Source organism: Microbacterium arborescens, assembly GCF_049707515.1.
In the GTDB taxonomy this organism is placed as follows: domain Bacteria; phylum Actinomycetota; class Actinomycetes; order Actinomycetales; family Microbacteriaceae; genus Microbacterium; species Microbacterium arborescens_B.
On the sequence record NZ_JBNAFI010000002.1, the window covers coordinates 200,658 to 222,192 of the forward strand.

Here is a 21,535-nt window from a genome sequence, read left to right on the forward strand (position 1 = left end):
ATGGGGGAACCCCCGCGTACCGTGGGGGAATGGCCAGGAGCACGAACGCGCCCTCCGGACGCCGCGCACCGGCGAAGACCTCGACCTCGCGCGCCCGCAAGAGCGAACCGACACCCAAGCGGTACGTCGACGAGGCCGAGCGGCCGCCGATCATCGCGCGCGCGTGGATGGGTCTCGCCCATGCCACCGGCGGGATGTTCCGCGCGTTCGGCCCCGAGACGCTCGAGAAGGATCAGCGCCGAGACGGCCTGCCGTTCCTCCTGGTGCTCCTCGCGATCGCCGGCGCCGCCGTCGAGTGGTTCCTCATCGGCACCGAGGCGGGCACTCTCGTCAGCGCGTACACGGTGGGCTTCCTCATCGGGCGCGAGGCGTTCATCATGCCGGTCCTGCTGCTCTTCCTCGCGGGGTGGCTCTTCCGGCATCCGGCATCGGTGAACGACAACGGGCGCATCGGCATCGGGTTCGGCCTCTTCATCCTCTCGGTCGCCGGGTTCTGCCACGTGCTCGGCGCCCGTCCCGAGCCCAAGGCCGGCGCGCTCGAGCTCAGCGCGTCCGGCGGCCTCTTCGGGTGGGCCGTCGGCGAGCCGCTGACGATCCTCACCCCTTACGGTGCCGCGGCGGTGCTGGGCCTGATCACGGTGCTGAGCATCCTGATCCTGACCAAGACGCCGCCGAACCGCATCGGCAGCCGCCTCGGCGACCTCTACGCGTGGATGTTCGGAGCCGAGCGCCCCAACGCCGACGCGGACGGCGAGGCGCCGACGGTCGCGTTCTCGCCGAAGAAGGGCAAGAAGCCGGCGCCCGCAGACGAGGACGACGCCGACGAGGACGAAGACGCGCTGCCGTGGTGGCGCCGGAACAAGAGCGGACGCGAAGAGGATCCCGACGGCACCAGCGCCTCGCAGGACCTCACGGAGCTGCTCGGTCCGTCCGCCGCCGGCGGATTCGAGCAGGCGGTCGCGCCTCCGCCGCCCCCGCTTCCCGAGGCACCCACCGAGGTCATCGACCCGTCCGTCATCGAGCGGGCCGCGACCGCGGCGCGGTCCGGACGCCCCGCCGACACCGCCGTGCGCGACGACCACGACACCGGCGAGATCGAGGAGCTGCCCGGCCTCACCGGCCTCGGCGGAGACTTCCACGGCCAGCCGCCGGCGACGCCCTATCGGCTTCCCGCCGTCGCCGCGCTCGGGGCTGGCACGCCTGCCAAGACGCGCTCCGAGGCGAACGACGCGATCGTGCGCGCCATCACCGGTGTCTTCGAGCAGTTCTCGATCGACGCCAGGGTGACCGGCTTCTCGCGCGGGCCGACGGTGACGCAGTACGAGATCGAGGTCGGACCCGGGACCAAGGTCGAGAAGATCACGGCGTTGACGAACAACATCGCCTACGCCGTGGCCTCGAACGAGGTCCGCATCCTCGCGCCCATTCCCGGCAAGAGCGCCATCGGCGTCGAGATCCCCAACACCGACCGCGAGATCGTCACCCTGGGCGACGTCCTGCGCTCCAACGCCGCGACGTCGTCGACCCACCCCATGACGATCGGTGTCGGCAAGGACGTCGGGGGCGGATTCGTCGTCGCCAATCTCGCGAAGATGCCCCACCTCCTGGTGGCGGGATCGACGGGTTCGGGTAAGTCGAGCTTCGTCAACTCGATGATCACGAGCCTGCTCATGCGAGCGAAGCCCACGGACGTGCGCATGGTGCTCATCGACCCCAAGCGCGTCGAGCTCACGAGCTACGCCGGGGTGCCGCACCTCATCACGCCCATCATCACGAACCCGAAGAAGGCGGCCGAAGCGCTGCAGTGGGTCGTGAAGGAGATGGACATGCGCTATGACGACCTCGCGTCGTTCGGCTTCCGTCACATCGACGACTTCAACAAGGCGGTCGTCGCCGGCGAGCTCCAGCTCCCCGCGGGCAGCGAGCGCGTGCTGAAGCCGTACCCCTACCTGCTGGTGGTCGTCGACGAGCTCGCCGACCTCATGATGGTCGCACCGCGTGACGTCGAAGACTCGATCGTCCGCATCACGCAGCTCGCCCGCGCGAGCGGCATCCACCTGGTCCTGGCGACGCAGCGACCCTCGGTCGACGTCGTCACGGGTCTGATCAAGGCCAACGTGCCCTCGCGCCTCGCCTTCGCCGTCACGAGCGTCACGGACTCGCGCGTCATCCTCGACCAGCCGGGCGCAGACCGGCTCATCGGGCAGGGCGACGCGCTCTTCCTGCCGATGGGTACGTCGAAGGCGATCCGCGTGCAGGGCGCCTGGGTCGCCGAGTCCGAGATCGAGAAGGTCGTCGCTCACGTCAAGGGACAGGCGCAGCCGGAGTACCGGTCGGATGTCGCGGCGGTCGCCGAGAAGAAGGAGATCGACGCCGACATCGGCGACGACCTCGAGCTGCTGCTCGCCGCCGCCGAGCAGATCGTCTCGACGCAGTTCGGATCGACCTCGATGCTGCAGCGCAAGCTCCGCGTCGGGTTCGCCAAGGCAGGACGCCTCATGGACCTGCTCGAGTCGCGCGAGATCGTCGGCCCGTCCGAGGGGTCGAAAGCCCGCGACGTCCTGGTCACGCCCGATCAGCTCCCCGCCGTCCTCGCACGGCTGCGGGGCGAGGATCCGCCCGCCGCGGCTGCCGCGGCGCCGGTAGGTGGCGGCGCCCTCGGCGATCCGGTCGAGGCGCAGTTCGAAGGGCTGGAGGTCGTGGACGGCGATGATTCCTCCGAGGACGCCTGGGGCCTCACCGGGCGCGACTGAGGGCTAGGCTCGCTCCGTGGCGATCCCCAGGCAACTGCCCAACGCGATCACGATCGTGCGCATCCTGTGCGCACCGGTCTTCCTGTGGCTGCTGCTGGTCGACGGTGGTGCCGACGGCCCGTTGCGCTGGTGGGCGGGTGCGCTCTTCATCGTCGCGATCGCGACGGACGGCATCGACGGCTACCTCGCCCGCAAGTACCGCATCGTCACCGACCTCGGCAAACTCCTCGACCCGATCGCCGACAAGGTCCTGACCGGTCTGGCCTTCGTGGGGCTCTCGCTGCTCGGCGAGCTCCCGTGGGCCGTCACCATCATCGTGCTGGTGCGCGAGCTGGGCATCACCGTGCACCGACTCGTCGTCGCCGGAGACCACGTCGTCGCAGCGGCGTGGATGGGCAAGCTCAAGACCGTCGCGCAGGCGGTGGCCCTGTCGCTCGCGCTGCTCCCGCTGTGGACGATCGTGGGCGAGTGGATCCACGTGGTCAACGCGGTCGCGATGTGGATCGCCGTCCTGCTGACGGTCGCCAGCGGGATCGACTACGTCCTCACGGCCGTCCGCGGCGCGCGTCGGGATCGAGCGGTCTCGTGACGGCGCGCGAGCACGTGCACGACCTGCCCGACGAGGTCGAGGCGACCCTCGTCTCGGCCGGACGCCGCACCGATGCGGAGCGCCTCATCGAGCGTCTCCGCGAGCTCGGGTGGACTGTCGCCGTCGCCGAGTCGCTCACCGGCGGACTCGTCGTCGCCGAGCTCGTCGCCGTATCCGGCGCGTCGTCGGTGCTGCGCGGGGGAGTCGTCGCATACGCGACGGAGCTCAAGCAGCGCCTGCTCCACGTCGACGGCGCGCTGCTCGAGGCCCACGGCGCCGTGCACCCCCGCGTAGCTCGTCAGATGGCGGAGGGCGCGCGCCTCGCCCTCGGTCCGGGTGCGGCGTCAGCGGATGTCGGTATCGCGACCACCGGAATCGCGGGCCCGGGATCGCCGGACGGGCAGCCCGTGGGGACGGTGCACATCGCAGTCGCGACGGCGCTCGGAGTGCGCACCGAGAGCCTGCAGCTCGAGGGTGACCGCACGCAGATCCGCGCCGAGGCCACGGCCCGCGCGATCCGCCTGGCGCTGGACGCACTGTGACGGAATACCGCCGGCGTGCTCGCGGTTATGGTCGTCGTGCGCGACGCATGTCAACTCCCATCCGACCCACAGCGGGAGCGGGCTAGGGTGGCGTGCTGATGAGATACCGTTGTCCACCCGGGACAAGCCAGCACCATGACGAAGGAGGGGGTCCGAGATGATCTTGGTTCGACAGGAGATCGGCGATGTCCTGCGTGACCTCCGCCTGCAGAAGGGGCGCACGCTCCGACAGGTCGCCAGCCGCGCCAGCGTCGCTCTGGGCTACTTGAGCGAGGTCGAGCGCGGTCAGAAGGAAGCTTCGAGCGAGATCCTGGCCGCCGTGGCCGAAGCGCTCGACGTCCCGATCTCGAGCATCATGCGCGAAGTGGGCGACCGGATCTCGGTTCTCGAGGGCCTGCCCGTCCTTTCGGATGTCGTCCCCGACGACATCGCCGGGCTCGACGGCGACCTCATCGCCCCCGAGCTCTCGCTGCGCTGAGGTCCACGCCCGTACATGCGTCGCAGTGAGTTCGATCGCGCCGTCGCCGCGGAGTTCGGCGGGCGCGGTCCCGCGCTGATTGACGATCTCGCGTTGCGCCCGTTGGGGGATCGCACGGCGCGGCAGGCGCTGGCCGACGGCGAGCCGCCGCGTTCGGTGTGGATCGCCCTCTGTCTCGAGGCCGACGTGCCCGAGACGCGCCGGTACGGCGTGGGTCGATTGGATCCGCGGGAGCGCTGACGCCTCCGCGCGATCTGTGCGTGTTCGACTCCGCAGGGGCGTTCTCGGCGTGTCGTCGAAGATCTGTTCGATGCCGGCGTAGTGTCCTGCACAGGTGATGTCTCCCTACGAGGATCCCCGGATGCTGCGGCTCGCCCGACCGATGTCGGAGGTCCGTCATACCGTGGACAGCGTCGAGAGACACACCATGCCTTGTCGCAGCATCCCGGCACCGAGTCGGGAGCGCGACAGCCTACAGGCGTCGGAAACGCGAGCATAAGGAGCACGCCATGCCATCACCCGCTGACCGCGAGAAGGCCCTCGAATCGGCCCTCGCCCAGATCGACCGGCAATTCGGAAAGGGCTCGGTCATGCGGCTCGGCTCCGACGAGCGCGCTCCCGTCGAGGTCATCCCCACCGGGTCCGTCGCCCTCGACGTCGCCCTCGGCATCGGTGGGCTCCCGCGCGGGCGCATCATCGAGATCTACGGCCCGGAGTCGTCCGGTAAGACGACGCTGACCCTCCACGCCATCGCCAACGCGCAGCGCGCCGGCGGCATCGCCGCGTTCATCGACGCCGAGCACGCTCTCGATCCCTCGTACGCCGAGAAGCTCGGTGTCGACATCGACGCCCTGCTGGTCTCGCAGCCCGACACCGGCGAGCAGGCGCTCGAGATCGCCGACATGCTCATCCGTTCGGGCGCCATCGATCTCGTCGTCATCGACTCGGTCGCCGCGCTCGTTCCCGAAGCGGAGATCAAGGGTGAGATGGGCGACTCGCACGTCGGCCTGCAGGCACGCCTCATGTCGCAGGCGCTCCGCAAGCTCACGGGTGGTCTGAACCAGACCAAGACGACGGCCATCTTCATCAACCAGCTGCGCGAGAAGATCGGCGTCTTCTTCGGGTCGCCCGAGACCACCGCCGGCGGTAAGGCGTTGAAGTTCTACGCCTCGGTGCGCCTCGATATCCGTCGCATCGAGACCCTCAAGGACGGCACTGATGCGGTCGGCAACCGCACGCGGGTCAAGGTCGTCAAGAACAAGATGGCACCGCCCTTCAAGCAGGCCGAGTTCGACATCCTCTACGGCGTCGGCATCTCCCGCGAGGGTAGTCTGATCGACTTCGGTGTCGAGCACGGCATCGTCAAGAAGTCGGGTGCCTGGTACACCTACGACGGTGAGCAGCTCGGCCAGGGCAAGGAGAACGCCCGCAACTTCCTGATCAAGAACGGCGACATCGCCGCCGACATCGAGAACAAGATCAAGCAGAAGCTCAGCATCGGTCAGCCCGCGGCTGCGGCGCCCGAGTCCGACGAACTCGCGGCCCGCCGCCCGGCGTGACCATGACGGATCGAAACGGGGGCGAGGACGAGCGCCTCGCCCCCGTCACCCCGCTCTTCGGTGGCGGAGGTGTCGCCGGTCGTACGGCTGAGCCGAGCCGCCGAGGAATGCCGGGTCGCGAGTCGCGATGGCACACGACGTGGACCGGCGAGCCGCGCGGCGCGGCCGACGCCGGCGAGCCGGCCGAGCCGGCGTCGGCGGCGCGTCGGGGTCCCGTCGCGGTCGACCGCTCCGATGACGTGAGCGACGCACGAGCGCGCGCCGAGCGCACGCTTCTCAAACGTCTGCGCGGCAGGTCGCTCTCGGTACGAGAGGCACGCGATGTGCTGCGGGATTTCGAACTCGACGAGTCCGAGGTCGAGAGCCTGATCTCCGCATTCACCGACAACGGCTACCTCGACGACAGTCGACTCGCCGAACAACTGCTCGACGGCGCACTCGGCCGCAAAGCGCAGGGCGCGACGGCGATCGCGCAGACCCTCGCCCGGCGCGGGCTCGACCGCGAGGTCATCGACATCGCGATGGCGTCACTACCCGACGACGAAGCCGAGCGCGCGCTCGAGTTCGCCCGGCAGCGAGCACGCGGCATGGACGATCTCGAGCCCGCGGTCGCGCTTCGGCGCCTGCACGGTCAGCTCGCGCGGCGAGGATTCGGCGGGTCCACGGCGATGACCGCGGCGCGTCAAGCGCTCGACGAGCTGCACTGACGCCCCGCTGAGCAGCGGGCACCGGAGCCGACAGACGCTCGGTCGCGATGCGCTCGACAGCGCGTGAGCGCGAGTCCCTCGTTGGAGTGCGCTTGCGGCGAACCCGGGGCGTCAGCCCCAGGCCAGCCTCGGTTCGGCGCGCTCCTCGTTCTCGGGGGCGACCAGGGTTCCCAGGTCCGTGCGGTTGCGGGCGCCGAGCTTCGCACGTGCCTGGTAGATGTGCGACTCCACGGTTCGCACCGACAGGAATAGGGTGTGCGCGATCTGCCGGTTCGAGAGCCCCTGCCGCACCAAGCCCGCGATCTCGAACTCCCGCGGCGTGAGCAGTGTCTGGAGGTCGTGGGAGGCACCCGCACGTTCGAGGTCCTCGGAGGCAGACAGCAGCTCCGGGGGGCACAGATCCAGACGCAGGTGAGCGAGCGCCGTGGTCACGCTCGGCTCGGGGGCGGTGGCCGCTTCCTCCGCGCTCGCGAGAATCACCCGTGCGGCGTCGGAGTGTGCGCCTTCGACGAGCTGTCGCAGACGTCCGAGGGCAGCGCCGGCCTCGGCATGGCCGAGGACGACCAGTCGGTGGAGGCTGCGGATCTGGAGCATCACCGCGTCGGTCTCGGCGCTGACGCACCACGCGTGCGCGGCGGCACGCCGGGCGTCCTCCCATCGCCCCTCCGCGGCTGCGATGGTTGCAGACGCGGCGTGCTGCATATGGACGAACATGGGAGTGGGCGTGTGAGGCGGCCCTACGGAATCCAGAAGTTCACGGGCTTCGGCCACGTGGCCGAAGATCGCCAGTCCCAGCACCGTCTCGAGGATGATGACGCCTTGGCCTTCGCCTCCCTTCAAAGGGCTGCGTCGCAGCGCGGCCGTCAGTTCGATCCTCGCTTCGAGGACTCGCCCCCGGCGCAGCAGGGCGAGCACGGACGCGAGACCGGCCAGCGCCACGCTGGTGCCCCCTGTGCGTACTGCGAGTCGGCGCTCGGCGCCCAGGTCGGCCAGCGTGCACGAATCGTCGAGGCCGGCTGCCGTTCGGGCGGCGAGGTCTCGGCACCGTGCGCTCAGCACCTCTGTCGCGGATACTCCGCCTCCTCTGCCACGGAGCAGCCATTCCACCGCACGCAGCTCGCGCCGCATGTCGGGCTCGCGTGCGAGGTAAGCAGACACCGTCGCTGCCAGCAGCTCCGTATCGATCCGGTCGGCATGCTCCAGGTCCGGCCGTGCGCGAAGACGCTGCACGGCGTCGCGCGCGCGTCCGATCTGCATCCGGTCGATGGCGAGCCGGGCCTCGGCGAGGTCGCTGCCAGGCGTGGCCACCCCGCTGTCACCGCGGTCGTCGGTGGCAGAGTGCGCGATGGCCAACGCGAGGGGGACGGCTACCCCGAGCGTTCGCCGCTGCGCGTCCGCGGGAAGCGCGTGCAGATCGAGGCCGGTCGCGCGTGGGGGCTCGAGCACGAACTGCGCGAGGCTCTTCTCGAGCGAAAGGACGGGCGTCGCGGCATCCGCTCCTGCCCACGCCGCATACGCCGCCGCCGACGAGGCATCGCCCTCGTCGTTCGCGAGCCGCGCCGCATCGGCCAGCGCCCGCTCGACGAGCTCGGCGGGGACGCCGGGCAGCTGAGACGGGCCGGGAGACTCGCGCAGCCATCGCTCGGCCAGGAGCCGCGCGAGCGACGCATTCCACCACAGGCCCCCGTCGTCGATCATCCGGTCGACCGCATCCCGTGCCAGGGCCTCGGCGCGCCCGGGCCCCCACGCACGCGCAGCGGCCCGCGCGATCGCTCGATTCGCGGTCAAGCGGTGGGCGGTCGTTCGGTCGTCATGGATGACACCCGCGCCGCGCAGTTCGGTCACGACCGCGGGAGGGACGAACCGGGCGGCGTCACCCAACGAGAGCCCCGGGGCGTGGCCGAGCAGCACCAGGGCCCGGAGCGAATCGTCGTCGAACTCACGGATATGCGCTTGCAGAGCAACCGCGAGCCGGCTGTGAGGGGGAACGTCGTCGATCGACCGGATCGGGTCCTGGCCGCGCGCGATCGCATCGACCGCATGGTCCGCCAGTGCCCGCAGCAGCATCCGCGAGCCGTCCGCCTGCCAGAGGATCGCCTCGCGCGTCATTCCGTCGAGGGGGACATCCGGCGTGAGTTCCGCGAGGAGGTGCGTTCCCTCGTCTGCGGTCAGACCCCCGACGTCCAGTCGGTCCGCGGCACCGCTCAGCCAGAGGTCATGGAGCGCGTGCGTCACCGCCGCTACCTCGTGCCCGCGGATGCGCGGCTCGGAGATCGCCATCACCACGGCGGCATGACCATGGTGGATCGCTCTGGTGACGGTTTCGGCCGACGCGGCGTCGAGATGGTGGGCGTCGTCGATCACGAGCACCACGCGTACCGGCAGCGTCCCCTCGCGCAGCTCGGCCGCTCGCGGGTCGGACGATGCACCTATGACGCCATGGTCGATATCGGTCAGTGCTGCGGCGCCCCGCAGAACCAGGGGCGCGATGGAACGGTCGGCGAGGAGTTCGATGACGCGCTGGAGGAAGAACGTCTTGCCCGACCCGCGCGGACCGGCGAGCACGGTGGACGTGCCGCGGATCAGTGCGTCGGTCAGCGCTCGAGCGTCCCTGTCCGCGCCGATCAGCGCCGGTCTCCGCGTCCTGGCAGACGCGGTTCTGCCGGTGCGCCCTGACGCGGGCCACCCGAATCGATCATCCATCATGGCCCTCTGCGCCCCCCGGTGACTCGGCCGTGCTGCCCAACCTAGCCAAGCGACGAGACGCGATGTCGGATTTCGTTCAACGAGGAAATACTGAGTCGCTGCTGAGTCGACTACCGAGACGGGCCGGCGCGGGGCGACGCGGGATGCCTCGCGCCGCAGAGGCCGAGCGAGCAGCGAAGCGGCCGAACGTAGAATGGGCGCATCATGTCGTCCCCTTCGAGCGCACCCACCCTGATCGCGCCGTCGCTCGCCGCGCGCACGGCCGACGGCCGCCAGCGAACGTACGAAGTGCGCACCTTCGGTTGTCAGATGAACGTCCACGACTCCGAGCGCCTGTCGGGTTCGCTCGAGAGTGCCGGCTACCTGCCTGCTGCCCCGGGCACCGAGGCCGACGTCGTCGTCATCAACACCTGCGCGGTCCGCGACAACGCCGCCGGGAAGCTCTACGGAACGCTCGGGCACTTGAAGTCGCGCAAGGACAAGCACGACGGCATGCAGATCGCCGTCGGGGGATGCCTCGCGCAGATGGACCAGACCGCGGTCCAGCAGAAGGCCCCGTGGGTCGACGTCGTCTTCGGGACGCACAACATGGGCGCGCTCCCCGGCCTCCTCGAGCGAGCACGCCACAACGGCGAGGCGGAGCTCGAGATCCTCGAGTCGCTCGAGACGTTCCCCTCGACCCTGCCCACCAAGCGCGACTCCGTCTACAGCGGCTGGGTGTCGATCTCAGTCGGCTGCAACAACACCTGCACCTTCTGCATCGTCCCGCACCTGCGCGGCAAGGAGAAGGATCGCCGTCCCGGCGACATCCTGAACGAGATCCGCCTGCTGGTCGACGACGGCGCGATCGAGGTCACTCTCCTCGGACAGAACGTCAACAGCTACGGCGTCGAGTTCGGCGACCGCCAGGCGTTCGGCAAGCTGTTGCGCGCCGCGGGCGAGATCCCCGGGCTCGAACGCATCCGCTTCACGAGCCCGCACCCGGCCGCGTTCACCGACGACGTCATCGACGCCATGGCCGAAACGCCGGCGGTCATGCCGCAGCTGCACATGCCGCTGCAGTCGGGGTCGGACAGCATCCTGAAGGCGATGCGACGGTCCTACCGCAGCTCGAAGTACCTCGGCATCCTCGATCGTGTGCGAGAGCGGATCCCGCACGCGGCGATCTCGACCGACATCATCGTGGGCTTTCCCGGTGAGACCGACGCGGACTTCGAGGACACCCTGCGCGTCGTCGAGCAGTCGCGCTTCGCGAGCGCCTTCACGTTCCAGTACTCGATCCGCGAGGGCACGCCGGCGGCGACGATGCCGGACCAGGTGCCGAAGGCCGTGGTGCAGGAGCGGTACGAGCGCCTCACCGCGCTGCAGGACCGCATCGCGCTCGAGGAGAACCAGAAGCAGGTCGGCCGCGAGGTGCACGTGCTCGTCTCGTCGGTCGAGGGCAAGAAGGCGGCCGAGACGCATCGTCTCACCGGCCGGGCGGAGGACAACCGTCTCGTGCACTTCGAGCTGCCTCGCGGGTCGGAGACCCCGCGCCCCGGCGACGTCGTCGCGGTCACGGTCACCCAGGCGGCGCCGTTCCATCTGCTCGCCGACAGCCGCGACGGTGCGCCGCTGCGCATCCGCCGCACGCGTGCCGGTGATGCTTGGGATCGCTCGCTGGCCGAGTCATGCGGCGTTCCGGCGCCGGTGTCGGCCGACGGCCCGCGGCCCGTCTCGCTCGGCCTCCCGTCCCTCCGCGTCGGGGTGTGACCGCGACCCCGCCGTCCCCAGCCGGGGCCGATCCCAGCGGGGCCGATCCGACCCTCTGGGCGGTCGTGGGCGCAACGGGCACCGGCAAGACCGGGCTCTCGCTCGACCTCGCGGCCGCCCTCCGGGCGCGGGGGCGAGCAGCAGAGATCGTGAACGTCGATGCGATGCAGCTGTATCGCGGCATGGATATCGGGACCGCCAAGCTTCCCGTCGGCGAACGGCGCGGCATCCCGCACCACCTGTTCGATGCGCTGGCGGTCACGGAGGAAGCGGCGGTGGCGTGGTACCAGGATGCCGCTCGGCGCACGATCGGCGACATCCACGGACGCGGCGCCGACGCGATCCTCGTCGGCGGATCCGGGCTGTACGCCTCGAGCGTCCTGTTCGACTTCCGTTTTCCGCCCCGCGACGAGCGGTTGCGCGCCGATCTCGAGAACGAGCTCGAGCGCCACGGCGCTGCTGTCCTGTACGCGCGGCTCCGCGCCGCCGACCCGGTGGCAGCCGAGCGCATCGACCCGCGCAACGGCCGCCGCGTCGTGCGGGCGCTCGAGGTGCTCGCTCAGGGCGGCGAGACGCACGGAGGAGCGCTGCCCGAATCGCCCGCGCTGTGGTGTCCGCAGACGCGGGTGATCGGCACTGCGATCCCGCGCGATGAGCTCGTGCCGCTCCTCGACTCCCGGGTCGAGCGGATGTGGGCCGACGGGCTGCTCGAGGAGGTCGCCGGCCTGCGACGGGACGGGCTCGAGCGCGGCGTCACAGCCAGCCGAGCCATCGGTTACGCGCAGGCGCTCGCTCAGCTGCGCGGCGCGGCGACCGAGGCGGAGGCGATCGCCGAGACCCAGGCGCTCACGCGGCGCTACGCGCGCCGGCAGGTGTCGTGGTTCAAACGCTACGAGGATGTGACGTGGGTCGACCCGCGCGAGGTGGACGCCGGTGTGCTCGTCGAATCCGCCGCCGCGTATGGCCCCGTCACCGGTGCCGGAGGAGGCAACCTATGAGTATCACCGTGCGCGCATTCGTCCCCGCCGATGAGGACGCGGTCGTCGAGCTCTGGCACGAGGTCGGTCTCACCCGGCCGTGGAACGACCCGCGTGCCGACATCAGACGGAAGCTGACGGTTCAGCCCGAACTGTTCCTCGTCGCCGTCGATCAGTCTGTCGAGGGGACCACGGGCCTCGTCGTCGGCACCGTCATGGCGGGGTACGACGGTCACCGCGGCTGGCTCTACTACCTCGCATCGGCCCCTTCGCACCGCGGGCAGGGCGTCGGCCGCGCGCTCGTGGCAGAAGCCGAACGTCTGCTCGAGGCGATGGGGTGCCCGAAGGTGCAGCTGATGGTGCGTCCCGAGAACGAGGAGGTGCGGGGCTTCTACGCCGAGCTCGGCTACGAGCCCTTCTCGGTATGGACGACGGGCAAGCGGCTCGTCGTCGATGGGCCGGGCGGCCCCGCCTAAGCTGGGCGCATGGCGACTCTCGCATTTACCAAGGGCCACGGCACCGGCAACGACTTCGTGATCCTGGCCGACCCGGAAGGCGAGCTCGACCTCAGCGACGCCCAGGTCGCCGCCCTGTGCGACCGCCATGTCGGCATCGGCGCCGACGGGCTGCTGCGGGTCGTGCGCTCCGCTGCGATCCCCGAGGGGGCGGATGCCGCCCGCACCGGCGCCGAGTGGTTCATGGACTACCGCAACGCCGACGGGTCGAAGGCCGAGATGTGCGGCAACGGCACGCGCGTGTTCGCCCGCTACCTCGCCGACGCCGGGCTCGCCTCGATCGACGCGGGACTGCGCATCGGCACGCGAGCGGGCGTGAAGACGATCACGCGCTCGGAGAACGGATTCGAGGTCGACCTCGGGCTGTGGCGAGCCGAGGACGGCGATGTGCTGGTTCGTGCGCGTGGACTGGGCGTCGCCCGCCCCGGTCAGGGCATCGACGTCGGCAACCCGCACGTGGTCGTCGCGCTCGCAGGCGAGGACGAGCTCGAAGCGCTGGATCTCTCGGCGCAGCCGTTGCTCGAGCCGCGGCCGGATGCCGGAGCGAACGTCGAGTTCGTCGTTCCCGCTGAGCCGCTCGTGCAGAACGGCGTGGGAGCGATCCGGATGCGGGTGTTCGAGCGCGGCGTGGGGGAGACCCTCTCGTGCGGCACCGGGGTCGCGGCATCCGCTCTGGCCGTGCGCTACTGGGCGGGCGCCGCAGCTCCCGACCGGTGGAGCGTCGAGGTTCCGGGTGGGACCCTCGGGGTGCGGGTCGTGGAGCAGGCCGACGGCGAGCACGTCCTGCTCTCGGGCCCGGCGACCCTCGTGTTCTCGGGGCAGGTCACGCTCGCCGACTGATCGGTTCGCGTCCGGGCGGGGCTCGTCAGGGCAGGTCGATCGCGCCGGTCGGCGACGACCCGTGGCGCCGGACCTTCAGCACGCGGAAGCCACGGCCGGTCGCGGCTCGCGAGACGCCGTACCCGTCGTCGAACGTGGCGGCGAGCCAGCGCTGCAGCGAGTCGGAACCGAGGTTGCGCTGCACGACGAGCCAGGCATCGCTCCGCTCGGCGAGCCGCGGGATCCACCGCTGCAGCATCCCGTGGAGCTCGTTCTTGCCGACGCGGATCGGCGGATTCGAACGGATCGTCCGGAATGTGACGTCGTCGGGAACATCGTCGGGCAGGACCGCGTTGATGTTGTCGAGTCCCAGATCAGCGGCGTTGCGTCGCACCAGGTCGAGAGCCCGTTCGTTCACATCGACGGCCCACACCGTGGCGCGGGGCGACTCCAGAGCCAGCGACAGCGAGATCGGCCCCCAGCCGCAGCCGAGGTCGAGGAAATCCCCACCGGGCGGTGCCGGAGGGGTGTTGGCCAGAAGCACCCCTGTACCCGAGTCGACGTGGTCAGGGCTGAACACCCCGCCCGCGGTGGTGACCTCGACGGCACGACCGGCCAGGGTCACGCGGATGCGGCGGAGGTTCTGCTCGCTGGACGGGGACGCGCTGAAGTAGTGATCGCTCCCCATGCATCCGAGCGTATCGGAGCCGGACGTACCGGCGGGAGACTAGAATTCACGGATGTCCGGGCACGGGCATCCCGGGAAGAGAGTTATGACGCAAATCACCACCCCCGACGGCGACGGCGACATCGCGGTGGATCCGGTCGATCGTGTTCTCGCGAGCGCGGAGTCGCGCTCCGGAATCCGTGTCTTCGGTGGCGCGCAGGCGCTGCAGGACGAGGCGACGGTCTCGTACGGAGACACCGACGGCGATCAGTGGGATCGCGAGGAACGTGCGGCCCTGCGGCGCGTCCCCGGTCTCTCGACCGAGCTCGAAGACGTCACCGAGGTCGAGTACCGCCAGCTGCGCCTCGAGAACGTGGTCCTCATCGGCGTGTACCCGCAGGGCTCGCAGGAGGATGCCGAGAACTCGCTGCGCGAGCTCGCAGCTCTGGCCGAGACCGCCGGCGCGGTCGTGCTCGACGGAGTGCTGCAGCGGCGACCGAATCCCGACCCCGCGACGTACATCGGTCGGGGCAAGGCCGCTGAGCTGCGTGATCTCGTGGCTGCGGTCGGCGCCGACACCGTCATCGCCGACACCGAGCTGGCGCCGAGCCAGCGCCGCGCGCTCGAGGATGTCGCGAAGGTGAAGGTCATCGACCGCACCACCGTGATCCTCGACATCTTCAGCCAGCACGCCAAGAGCCGCGAGGGCAAGGCCCAGGTCGAGCTCGCGCAGCTCGAATACCTGCTGCCGCGCCTGCGCGGCTGGGGCGAGTCGATGAGCCGTCAGGCCGGTGGCCAGGTGGGCGCCGGTGGTGCCGGTATGGGCTCGCGCGGACCCGGTGAGACGAAGATCGAGCTCGACCGCCGGCGCATCCGTACGCGCATGGCGCAGCTGCGCAAGCAGATCCGCGAGTTCGCACCCTCGCGTGAGGCCAAGCGCGCCGAGCGTCGGCGCAACACGATTCCCTCGGTGGCGATCGCCGGCTACACCAACGCCGGCAAGTCGAGCCTGCTCAACCGGCTGACGAGCGCGGGCGTCCTCGTCGAGAACGCGCTGTTCGCGACGCTTGATGCGACCGTGCGCCGCGCCGAGGCCGCCGACGGGCGTGTCTTCACCCTCACCGACACGGTCGGCTTCGTCCGCAACCTGCCGCACCAGCTGGTCGAGGCGTTCCGGTCGACGCTCGAAGAGGTGTCGGGGGCGGACGTCATCGTCCACGTCGTCGACGGTTCGCACCCCGACCCGGCGGCTCAGCTCGCGACTGTCCGTGACGTGATGGGCGACGTCGGGGCGCGTGCGACGCGCGAGTTGGTCGTCTTCAACAAGTCCGACCTCGTCGGCGACGATGACCGGCTGCTGCTGCGCGGCCTCGAGCCGTCGGCTCATTTCGTGTCGTCGCGAACGGGCGAGGGGATCGCGGAGCTCCGCGCCGCGATCGAGGACGCCCTCCCGCTTCCGGCAGTCGAAGTGCGCGCACTCGTGCCGTACGACCGCGGCGATCTCATCTCGGCGGTCCACGAGAGCGGCCTCATCGTCGCCACCTCGCACGAGGCGGACGGCACGGCCGTTCACGCGCACGTCTCGGAGCGGCTCGCCGCCGAACTGGCGCCCTACGCGGTCTGACGCCCCGCTGGCGAGACACGTGCAGGGCCGGCGGTGCTGGTGAGTGCGCCGCGGGCCCGCAGGGCCTCACCAGCACCGCCGACCCGACGGCTGTATCAGCGCGCGGCGGGCTCCGGCCTCAGTCGAGGTCGATGGGCGCGACGCCGGGGGTGTCGAAGCCGAAGACCTGGCCGAGGAACGCCAGCTCGCTCTCGAGCGCGTGCACGATCGTCTCCGTGCGCCGGAACCCGTGGCCCTCGCCCGCGTAGAGCACGTAGGCGTGCGGCACGCCCTGCGCGACCAGGGCGTCGCGGATCGCCTCGGCCTGAGCCGGCGGCACGACCGCGTCCTCGTCGCCCTGCAGGAGCAGCAGCGGCACCCGGAAACGCTCGGGTCGACTGAGCGGCGAGCGTTCGATGTAGATCTCCTCCGCCTCGGGCAGGGGGCCGATGAGGCCATCGAGATATCGCGCCTCGAAGTCGTGGGTCTCGGCCGCGAGGGCGCGCGCGTCACCCACCCCGTAGCGCGAGATGCCGGCGCCGAACACATCGGTGCCGACGAGCGCGGCCAGCACCGTCCACCCGCCGGCCGATCCGCCCTCGATCGCGAGTCGCGCTCGGTCGGCGAGACCGTCGGCCGCGAGTCCGCGTGCGGCAGCGGCGACGTCGTCGACGTCGACGACACCCCATTGACCCTTCAGACGCTCCCGATACGAACGGCCGTAGCCGGTCGATCCGCCGTAGTTGACGTCGAGGACGCCGATGCCGCGGCTGGTGAGGTACGCCACCTTGCTGTCGGCGGTGCCGCCGACGTGCGAGGTCGGGCCGCCGTGCACCCAGACGACGTAGGGCGGGAGCTCGTCGACCGGAGCAGTGACGTCCGGGTTCGTCGGCGGGTAGGCGAAGGCGTGAACGGGGCCGTGCGGACCGTCCGTGGTGATCTGCCGGGCGTGCGGGATCCACGCCGCCTCGACGTCGGGCGCCCCACCGCGCACCGCGGTCGACTCGCCGTCCCGAAGGTCGACGGACCACAGACCCGCCCCGCCGGGCATCGTGCCGCTCACCAGCGCGCGGTCTCCGCGCACGTCGTCGATCTGCAACCGTGCGGTGGCGGGGAGGGGAAGCGGGATGCCGTTGCCCTCCCTGTCGATGAGCACGAGCTGGTCCGACCCGTGGGTGCGTACCGCGAGCACGCGGCCGTCGTCGAGGGGGGCGTACCACCGGGTGCCGAGCACCCAGAGGCCGCCGCCGGTATCGGCATCGGCGGGTGACACCTCGGTGCGGTCGGCGTCCGTGCTCGGATCGACGCGGTAGAGGTTCCAGCGCCCGGTCGGCTCGTCGATGAACATGAGGTCGCCGTCGGGTGTCCACTCGGGCTGCAGGGCTGCCGTGTGCCCGTCGGTGACATCCCGCGTCAGGTGGGGTGCGGCGAGATCCGCCAGGCGCACGCGGGTGCGGTCCCACGGCATGTTGGGATGATCCCAGGCGACCCAGGCCAGGTGCGACCCATCGCGCGAGAGGGCGGGCTGAGCGACGAAATCGCTGCCGCCGGCCAGCTCGGTCACCGGCTCGGTCACCGGCCCGGTCACCCCGGCGCCGGACGCGTCCGCCGTTCCACCCCCGTTGATGCGCACGATGTGCCGTGCGGGAATGCCATCCGCCCGCTCGCGCTCCCGCACGGCCAGGAGCGAGCCGTGCTGCCAGCGCAGACCGCCGTAACGGGTTGCGTCGTCTTCGGGCGTCAGCGTCTCCGGTTCGCCGCCTGGGCGGAGCCGACGGACGCGCTGGTCGGATTTGTCGACGAAGAACAGCTCGCCCTCGTCGGAGACCGCCCATGCCCCGCCGCCGTACTCATGCACCCGTGACCGCGCGTTCCAGGGTGCGGGCAGCACGGATTCCACCGTCCCGTCAGACCGGCGCCGCATCACCGAGACGCGACCGGCCTCATCGGGAAGCGACTCGCCCCACCAGATCTCGTCGCCGACGAAGGCAGCGCCGTCCAGCCGCAGCGACGACGCGCTGGCCCACGATGCACTCAGCGGAGATGGCCAGGAACCGTACGGAAGCTGCGGAGACATACGGCCACGGTACGCGAGCGGGCCCCCGGGCGGCTCAGACGGCGCGGAGCACGGCGACGACCTTGCCGAGCACCGTGGCGTCATCGCCGAGGATGGGCTCGAACGCCGAGTTGCGGGGGAGGAGCCACGTGTGACCGTCGCGCTGACGGAGCGTCTTGACGGTCGCGTCGCCGTCGAGCATCGCCGCGACGATCTCGCCGTTGTCGGCGGTGGCCTGTGACCGCACGACGACCCAGTCGCCGTCGCAGATCGCGGCGTCGATCATCGAGTCGCCGACGACCTTCAGCATGAACAGCTCGCCCTTGCCCACGAGCTGACGCGGGAGGGGGAAGATCTCCTCGACCTGCTGGTCGGCGGTGATCGGGACGCCCGCCGCGATCCTGCCGACGAGGGGCACGAGCGCCGCGTCGCCGAGCGCGGGTGCGGCGTCGGCGGGATTCTCGGCGGCGGTGCCGGGCAGGTCGATCAGCACCTCCATCGCGCGAGTCTTGCCGGGATCGCGGCGGAGATAGCCGCTGAGCTCGAGCTGGTTGAGCTGGTGGGTGACGCTGGACAGCGACTTCAGGCCGACGGCGTCGCCGATCTCGCGCATGCTCGGCGGATACCCGTTGCGGGCGATCGCGTGCTGGATCACCTCGAGGATCGCGAGCTGCTTGTCGCTCAGATTCTTGCGTCGTCGCGTCTGCGGCTTCTCGCCCATACCGCCGGTCTCCTGTCGTCGCGCCCCGTCCCCGACCCGATGTCGGAGGTTCGTGATGGGCTCTCGCTGTCGAAAAGGTAGCCCGATACGGCCTCGACATCGCGGAACCCTCCGCGTGTCTCTTCGATCGGTATCCGATTTCGACGAGTGGTTGACACCACACAATATCGAAGATACGTTCGGAACCGAAGTTCGCACCCGCCTTTCCCGGCCGAAAGGCGGGGGCGAATCTTCCTACCGCTCCCGAGGAGAAGTCATGACCACGATCGATGCCCGACTCACGCCGGCCCCCCGTACCCGCCTGCGTCTGACGCTCCGCGGACGCCGCGTCGTCGCCACGATCGCCGCGATTCCTGCGGTGGTCGCCGTCACCGCGGCCGTGCTCTCCGGCGGCGGAGCCCTCGCCTCGAACGAGGCCGGCGCTCCTGAGGGGTCGTTCACGACCGTGACCGTCATGTCGGGCGAGTCGCTCTGGTCCATCGCCGAGGAGGTCGCGCCGAGCGCCGACCCCCGCGATGTCGTCGACGCGATCATCCGGCTCAACGCTCTGGGCTCGGGCCAGCTCGACGCCGGGCAGACCCTTGCCATCCCCGCCGAGTACGCCGCGAGCTGACTCCGGTCGCCGGCGGATCCCACGGCAAGCGACGAGCGACGACCGCGTCCCGGTCCGTCGAGCTCTAGCATGGGTGGGATGAGCCCGAGTCTGGATGATCTGCCCCTCAGAGACGATCTGCGAGGCCTCACCCCGTACGGTGCGCCGCAGGCGCCGCTGCCCGTAGCGCTGAACGTCAACGAGAACACGCATCCCGTCCCCGAAGAGGTCGCCGACGACATCCTCGATGCCATCGCGCGGGCCCTGCGCGACGTCAACCGCTACCCCGACCGCGAGTTCACCCAGCTGCGCGAGTCCTTCGCGGAGTACCTCGGGCACGGCCTCACCCCCGACCGCATCTGGGCTGCGAACGGATCGAACGAGGTGCTCCAGCACCTGCTCCAGGCCTTCGGCGGGCCCGGGCGCACCGCCATGGGATTCGGCCCGACCTACTCGATGTATCCGCTGCTCACGCGGGCGACCGGTGCGCAGTACGTCACCGGCACGCGCGGACCGGACTTCACGCTTGACCCCGCGTCAGCCGCGGCGCAGGTCGCCGAGCTGCGGCCGGACGTCGTCTTCCTCTGCGCTCCGAACAACCCCACGGGCACGCCGCTCGCGCTCGATGTCATCGAAGCGGTCTACGAGGCGACCGACGGCATCGTCATCGTCGACGAGGCCTATCAGGAGTTCGCCCCGCGCGAGAGTCCGTCCGCGCTGACGCTCCTGGGCGAGCGCGACCGGCTCGTGGTCTCGCGCACGATGAGCAAGGCGTTCGCCTTCGCCGGGGCGCGCGTGGGCTACCTCGCCGCCGACGCGACCCTGGTCGATGCGCTGCGGCTGGTCCGCCTGCCGTACCACCTGAGTGCCCTCACTCAGGCGGCGGCGACGGCGGCCCTGTCGCACTCCTCGACGATGCTCCGGATGGTTGACGAGATCGTCGCGCAGCGAGACCGGATGTCGGCGACGCTCGATGCCCTCGGGTACCGCCCCTTCGAGAGCTGGACCAACTTCGTCCTCTTCGACGGCGTCGACGATCCGCAGGCGACCTGGCAGGCCCTCTACGACCGCGGCATCCTGATCCGCGACGTCGGCATCCCGCACTCGCTGCGCGTCAGCGCCGGCACGGAGGACGAGACCACCGCGTTCCTCGAGGCACTGGCCTCGATAGACTCGGGGGCATGACCAGCCCCCGAACGGCCAGCATCCGTCGCGCCACGAGCGAGTCGAGCGTCGAGCTCGAGCTCGACCTCGACGGCACCGGGATCAGCACGATCGAGACGACCGTGCCGTTCTTCGATCACCTGCTGACGGCGTTCGCGAAGCACTCGCTCACCGACCTCACCGTGCGCGCCACGGGTGACACGCACATCGACGCCCACCACACGGTCGAAGACGTCGCGATCGTGCTCGGACAGGCGCTGCGCACAGCGCTCGGCGACAAGTCGGGCATCTCGCGATACGGCGATGCGCTCGTGCCGCTCGACGAGGCGCTCGCGCAGGCGGTGGTCGACATCTCGGGTCGCCCCTACCTCGTGCACACCGGCGAGCCGGAGGGATACGAGTACCACCTCATCGGCGGGCACTTCACGGGCTCGCTCGTCCGGCACACCTTCGAGGCGATCGCCTTCAACGCGGGGTTGACGATGCACGTCCGCGTGCTCGGCGGTCGCGATCCGCACCACATCGCCGAAGCGGAGTACAAGGCGTTCGCGCGCGCGTTCCGGCAGGCCAAGGCGCTCGATCCGCTCGTGGACGGCATCCCCAGCACGAAGGGCGCCCTGTGACCGACGCTGAGGAAACTGAGAAGTCGGCGCCGCTGGTCGCCGTTCTGGACTACGGGTCGGGCAACGTCCACTCCGCCGTCAAGGCGCTCTCCGCCGCCGGCGCTGACGCCCGGCTGACATCCGACCGGGGACTCATCCGCGACGCCGACGGCCTCCTGGTGCCGGGAGTGGGCGCGTTCAGCGCGGTCATGGCGGCGCTGCGCGAGAGCCGTGGTGACGAGGTCATCGAGCGGCGTCTCGCCGGCGGCCGGCCGGTACTCGGCATCTGCGTCGGGATGCAGATCATGTTCGGGAACGGCGTCGAGCGCGGCGCCGACACCGCGGGTCTCGCACAGTGGCCGGGCACGGTCAGCGAGCTGCAGGCGCCCGTGCTGCCGCACATGGGCTGGAACACCGTCCGTGCCGGCGCCGGCTCCACGCTGTTCGACGGGCTCGAGGACGAGCGGTTCTACTTCGTGCACTCCTACGGTGCGCAGGACTGGAGCCTCGAGGTCATGAAGCCCTTCGCCGAGCCCGTGCTGACGTGGTGCGACTACGGCGCGCCGTTCCTCGCCGCGGTCGAGAACGGCCCCCTCTCGGCCACGCAGTTCCACCCCGAGAAGTCGGGGCCCGCCGGCATCCGGCTGCTCGCCAATTGGATCGGCGCCCTGCCGCGCCACTAGTCTCCTCTGGTGCGCTCGCATGGACGGGCGCGCATCCCGACTCTCCCTGG

General features: G+C 70.6%; 20 protein-coding genes. 16 read left to right on the plus strand and 4 right to left on the minus strand.

The window, feature by feature from the left end; translation table 11 throughout:
• Positions 1-29: 29 nt before the first annotated feature.
• The 7 genes from ACPYN5_RS04910 (at position 30) to ACPYN5_RS04940 (ending at position 6,628) form a co-directional block, all read left to right on the plus strand.
• Positions 30-2,753, plus strand: a complete 2,724-nt coding sequence (locus ACPYN5_RS04910) for an FtsK/SpoIIIE family DNA translocase (RefSeq protein WP_424447866.1) — start codon at positions 30-32, stop codon at positions 2,751-2,753.
• 16 nt (positions 2,754-2,769) lie between these two features.
• Positions 2,770-3,342, plus strand: coding sequence for a CDP-diacylglycerol--glycerol-3-phosphate 3-phosphatidyltransferase (gene pgsA, locus ACPYN5_RS04915; protein ID WP_424447867.1), 573 nt, complete (start codon positions 2,770-2,772; stop codon positions 3,340-3,342).
• Positions 3,339-3,884, plus strand: a complete 546-nt coding sequence (locus ACPYN5_RS04920; protein ID WP_424447868.1) for a CinA family protein — start codon at positions 3,339-3,341, stop codon at positions 3,882-3,884. Before pgsA ends, ACPYN5_RS04920 begins: the two co-directional genes overlap by 4 nt.
• Positions 3,885-4,041: 157 nt before the next feature.
• Positions 4,042-4,362, plus strand: coding sequence for a helix-turn-helix domain-containing protein (locus ACPYN5_RS04925; protein WP_424447869.1), 321 nt, complete (start codon positions 4,042-4,044; stop codon positions 4,360-4,362).
• Positions 4,363-4,377: 15 nt separating this feature from the next.
• A complete protein-coding gene (locus ACPYN5_RS04930) occupies positions 4,378-4,602 on the plus strand; it encodes a DUF3046 domain-containing protein (protein WP_424447870.1) in 225 nt (74 codons plus the stop codon).
• Positions 4,603-4,871: 269 nt separating this feature from the next.
• Positions 4,872-5,921 (plus strand): recombinase RecA, encoded by a 1,050-nt coding sequence (gene recA / locus ACPYN5_RS04935; RefSeq protein ID WP_424447871.1) that lies wholly within the window; start codon positions 4,872-4,874, stop codon positions 5,919-5,921.
• A gap of 2 nt (positions 5,922-5,923) precedes the next feature.
• Positions 5,924-6,628 carry a regulatory protein RecX gene (locus ACPYN5_RS04940; RefSeq protein WP_424447872.1) on the plus strand — a complete coding sequence of 235 codons (705 nt, stop codon included), beginning with the start codon at positions 5,924-5,926 and terminating at the stop codon, positions 6,626-6,628.
• Between the two features lie 111 nt (positions 6,629-6,739).
• Here ACPYN5_RS04940 and ACPYN5_RS04945 read toward each other — a convergent pair whose 3' ends face one another.
• Positions 6,740-9,193, minus strand: coding sequence for a LuxR C-terminal-related transcriptional regulator (locus tag ACPYN5_RS04945; protein WP_424447873.1), 2,454 nt, complete (start codon positions 9,191-9,193; stop codon positions 6,740-6,742).
• 345 nt (positions 9,194-9,538) lie between these two features.
• Here ACPYN5_RS04945 and miaB point away from each other — a divergent pair, with 345 nt between their 5' ends.
• Genes miaB through dapF form a run of 4 tightly spaced genes read left to right on the plus strand, consistent with a single transcriptional unit; the run spans position 9,539 to position 13,418 of the window.
• Positions 9,539-11,086, plus strand: coding sequence for a tRNA (N6-isopentenyl adenosine(37)-C2)-methylthiotransferase MiaB (gene miaB, locus ACPYN5_RS04950; protein WP_424447874.1), 1,548 nt, complete (start codon positions 9,539-9,541; stop codon positions 11,084-11,086).
• Positions 11,083-12,084 (plus strand): tRNA (adenosine(37)-N6)-dimethylallyltransferase MiaA, encoded by a 1,002-nt coding sequence (miaA, locus tag ACPYN5_RS04955; protein ID WP_424447875.1) that lies wholly within the window; start codon positions 11,083-11,085, stop codon positions 12,082-12,084. The genes miaB and miaA overlap by 4 nt, the downstream gene beginning before the upstream one ends.
• Positions 12,081-12,539 carry a GNAT family acetyltransferase gene (locus ACPYN5_RS04960; protein ID WP_424447876.1) on the plus strand — a complete coding sequence of 153 codons (459 nt, stop codon included), beginning with the start codon at positions 12,081-12,083 and terminating at the stop codon, positions 12,537-12,539. Before miaA ends, ACPYN5_RS04960 begins: the two co-directional genes overlap by 4 nt.
• 9 nt (positions 12,540-12,548) lie before the next feature.
• Positions 12,549-13,418, plus strand: a complete 870-nt coding sequence (gene dapF, locus ACPYN5_RS04965; protein ID WP_424447877.1) for a diaminopimelate epimerase — start codon at positions 12,549-12,551, stop codon at positions 13,416-13,418.
• Between the two features lie 25 nt (positions 13,419-13,443).
• On the opposite strand, the gene ACPYN5_RS04970 is transcribed toward dapF, so the two are convergent.
• A complete protein-coding gene (locus ACPYN5_RS04970; protein ID WP_424447878.1) occupies positions 13,444-14,085 on the minus strand; it encodes a class I SAM-dependent methyltransferase in 642 nt (213 codons plus the stop codon).
• An 85-nt stretch (positions 14,086-14,170) separates the two neighbouring features.
• On the opposite strand from ACPYN5_RS04970, the gene hflX reads away from it, so the two are divergent.
• Positions 14,171-15,688, plus strand: a complete 1,518-nt coding sequence (gene hflX / locus ACPYN5_RS04975; RefSeq protein ID WP_424447879.1) for a GTPase HflX — start codon at positions 14,171-14,173, stop codon at positions 15,686-15,688.
• 118 nt (positions 15,689-15,806) lie between these two features.
• Here hflX and ACPYN5_RS04980 read toward each other — a convergent pair whose 3' ends face one another.
• A complete protein-coding gene (locus ACPYN5_RS04980; RefSeq protein ID WP_424447880.1) occupies positions 15,807-17,744 on the minus strand; it encodes a prolyl oligopeptidase family serine peptidase in 1,938 nt (645 codons plus the stop codon).
• Positions 17,745-17,778: 34 nt separating this feature from the next.
• Complete coding sequence (gene lexA, locus ACPYN5_RS04985; RefSeq protein WP_424447881.1) at positions 17,779-18,444, minus strand: transcriptional repressor LexA; 666 nt, start codon at positions 18,442-18,444, stop codon at positions 17,779-17,781.
• Between the two features lie 256 nt (positions 18,445-18,700).
• On the opposite strand from lexA, the gene ACPYN5_RS04990 reads away from it, so the two are divergent.
• From ACPYN5_RS04990 to hisH, 4 genes are all read left to right on the plus strand, one after another.
• Positions 18,701-19,057 (plus strand): LysM peptidoglycan-binding domain-containing protein, encoded by a 357-nt coding sequence (locus tag ACPYN5_RS04990; RefSeq protein ID WP_424447882.1) that lies wholly within the window; start codon positions 18,701-18,703, stop codon positions 19,055-19,057.
• Between the two features lie 69 nt (positions 19,058-19,126).
• Positions 19,127-20,221 carry a histidinol-phosphate transaminase gene (locus ACPYN5_RS04995; RefSeq protein WP_424447883.1) on the plus strand — a complete coding sequence of 365 codons (1,095 nt, stop codon included), beginning with the start codon at positions 19,127-19,129 and terminating at the stop codon, positions 20,219-20,221.
• Positions 20,218-20,823 (plus strand): imidazoleglycerol-phosphate dehydratase HisB, encoded by a 606-nt coding sequence (gene hisB, locus ACPYN5_RS05000; RefSeq protein WP_424447884.1) that lies wholly within the window; start codon positions 20,218-20,220, stop codon positions 20,821-20,823. Before ACPYN5_RS04995 ends, hisB begins: the two co-directional genes overlap by 4 nt.
• On the plus strand, positions 20,820-21,485 hold the full coding sequence (gene hisH, locus ACPYN5_RS05005; RefSeq protein ID WP_424447885.1) for an imidazole glycerol phosphate synthase subunit HisH: 666 nt from the start codon (positions 20,820-20,822) through the stop codon (positions 21,483-21,485). Before hisB ends, hisH begins: the two co-directional genes overlap by 4 nt.
• The last annotated feature ends 50 nt before the right edge of the window (positions 21,486-21,535 follow it).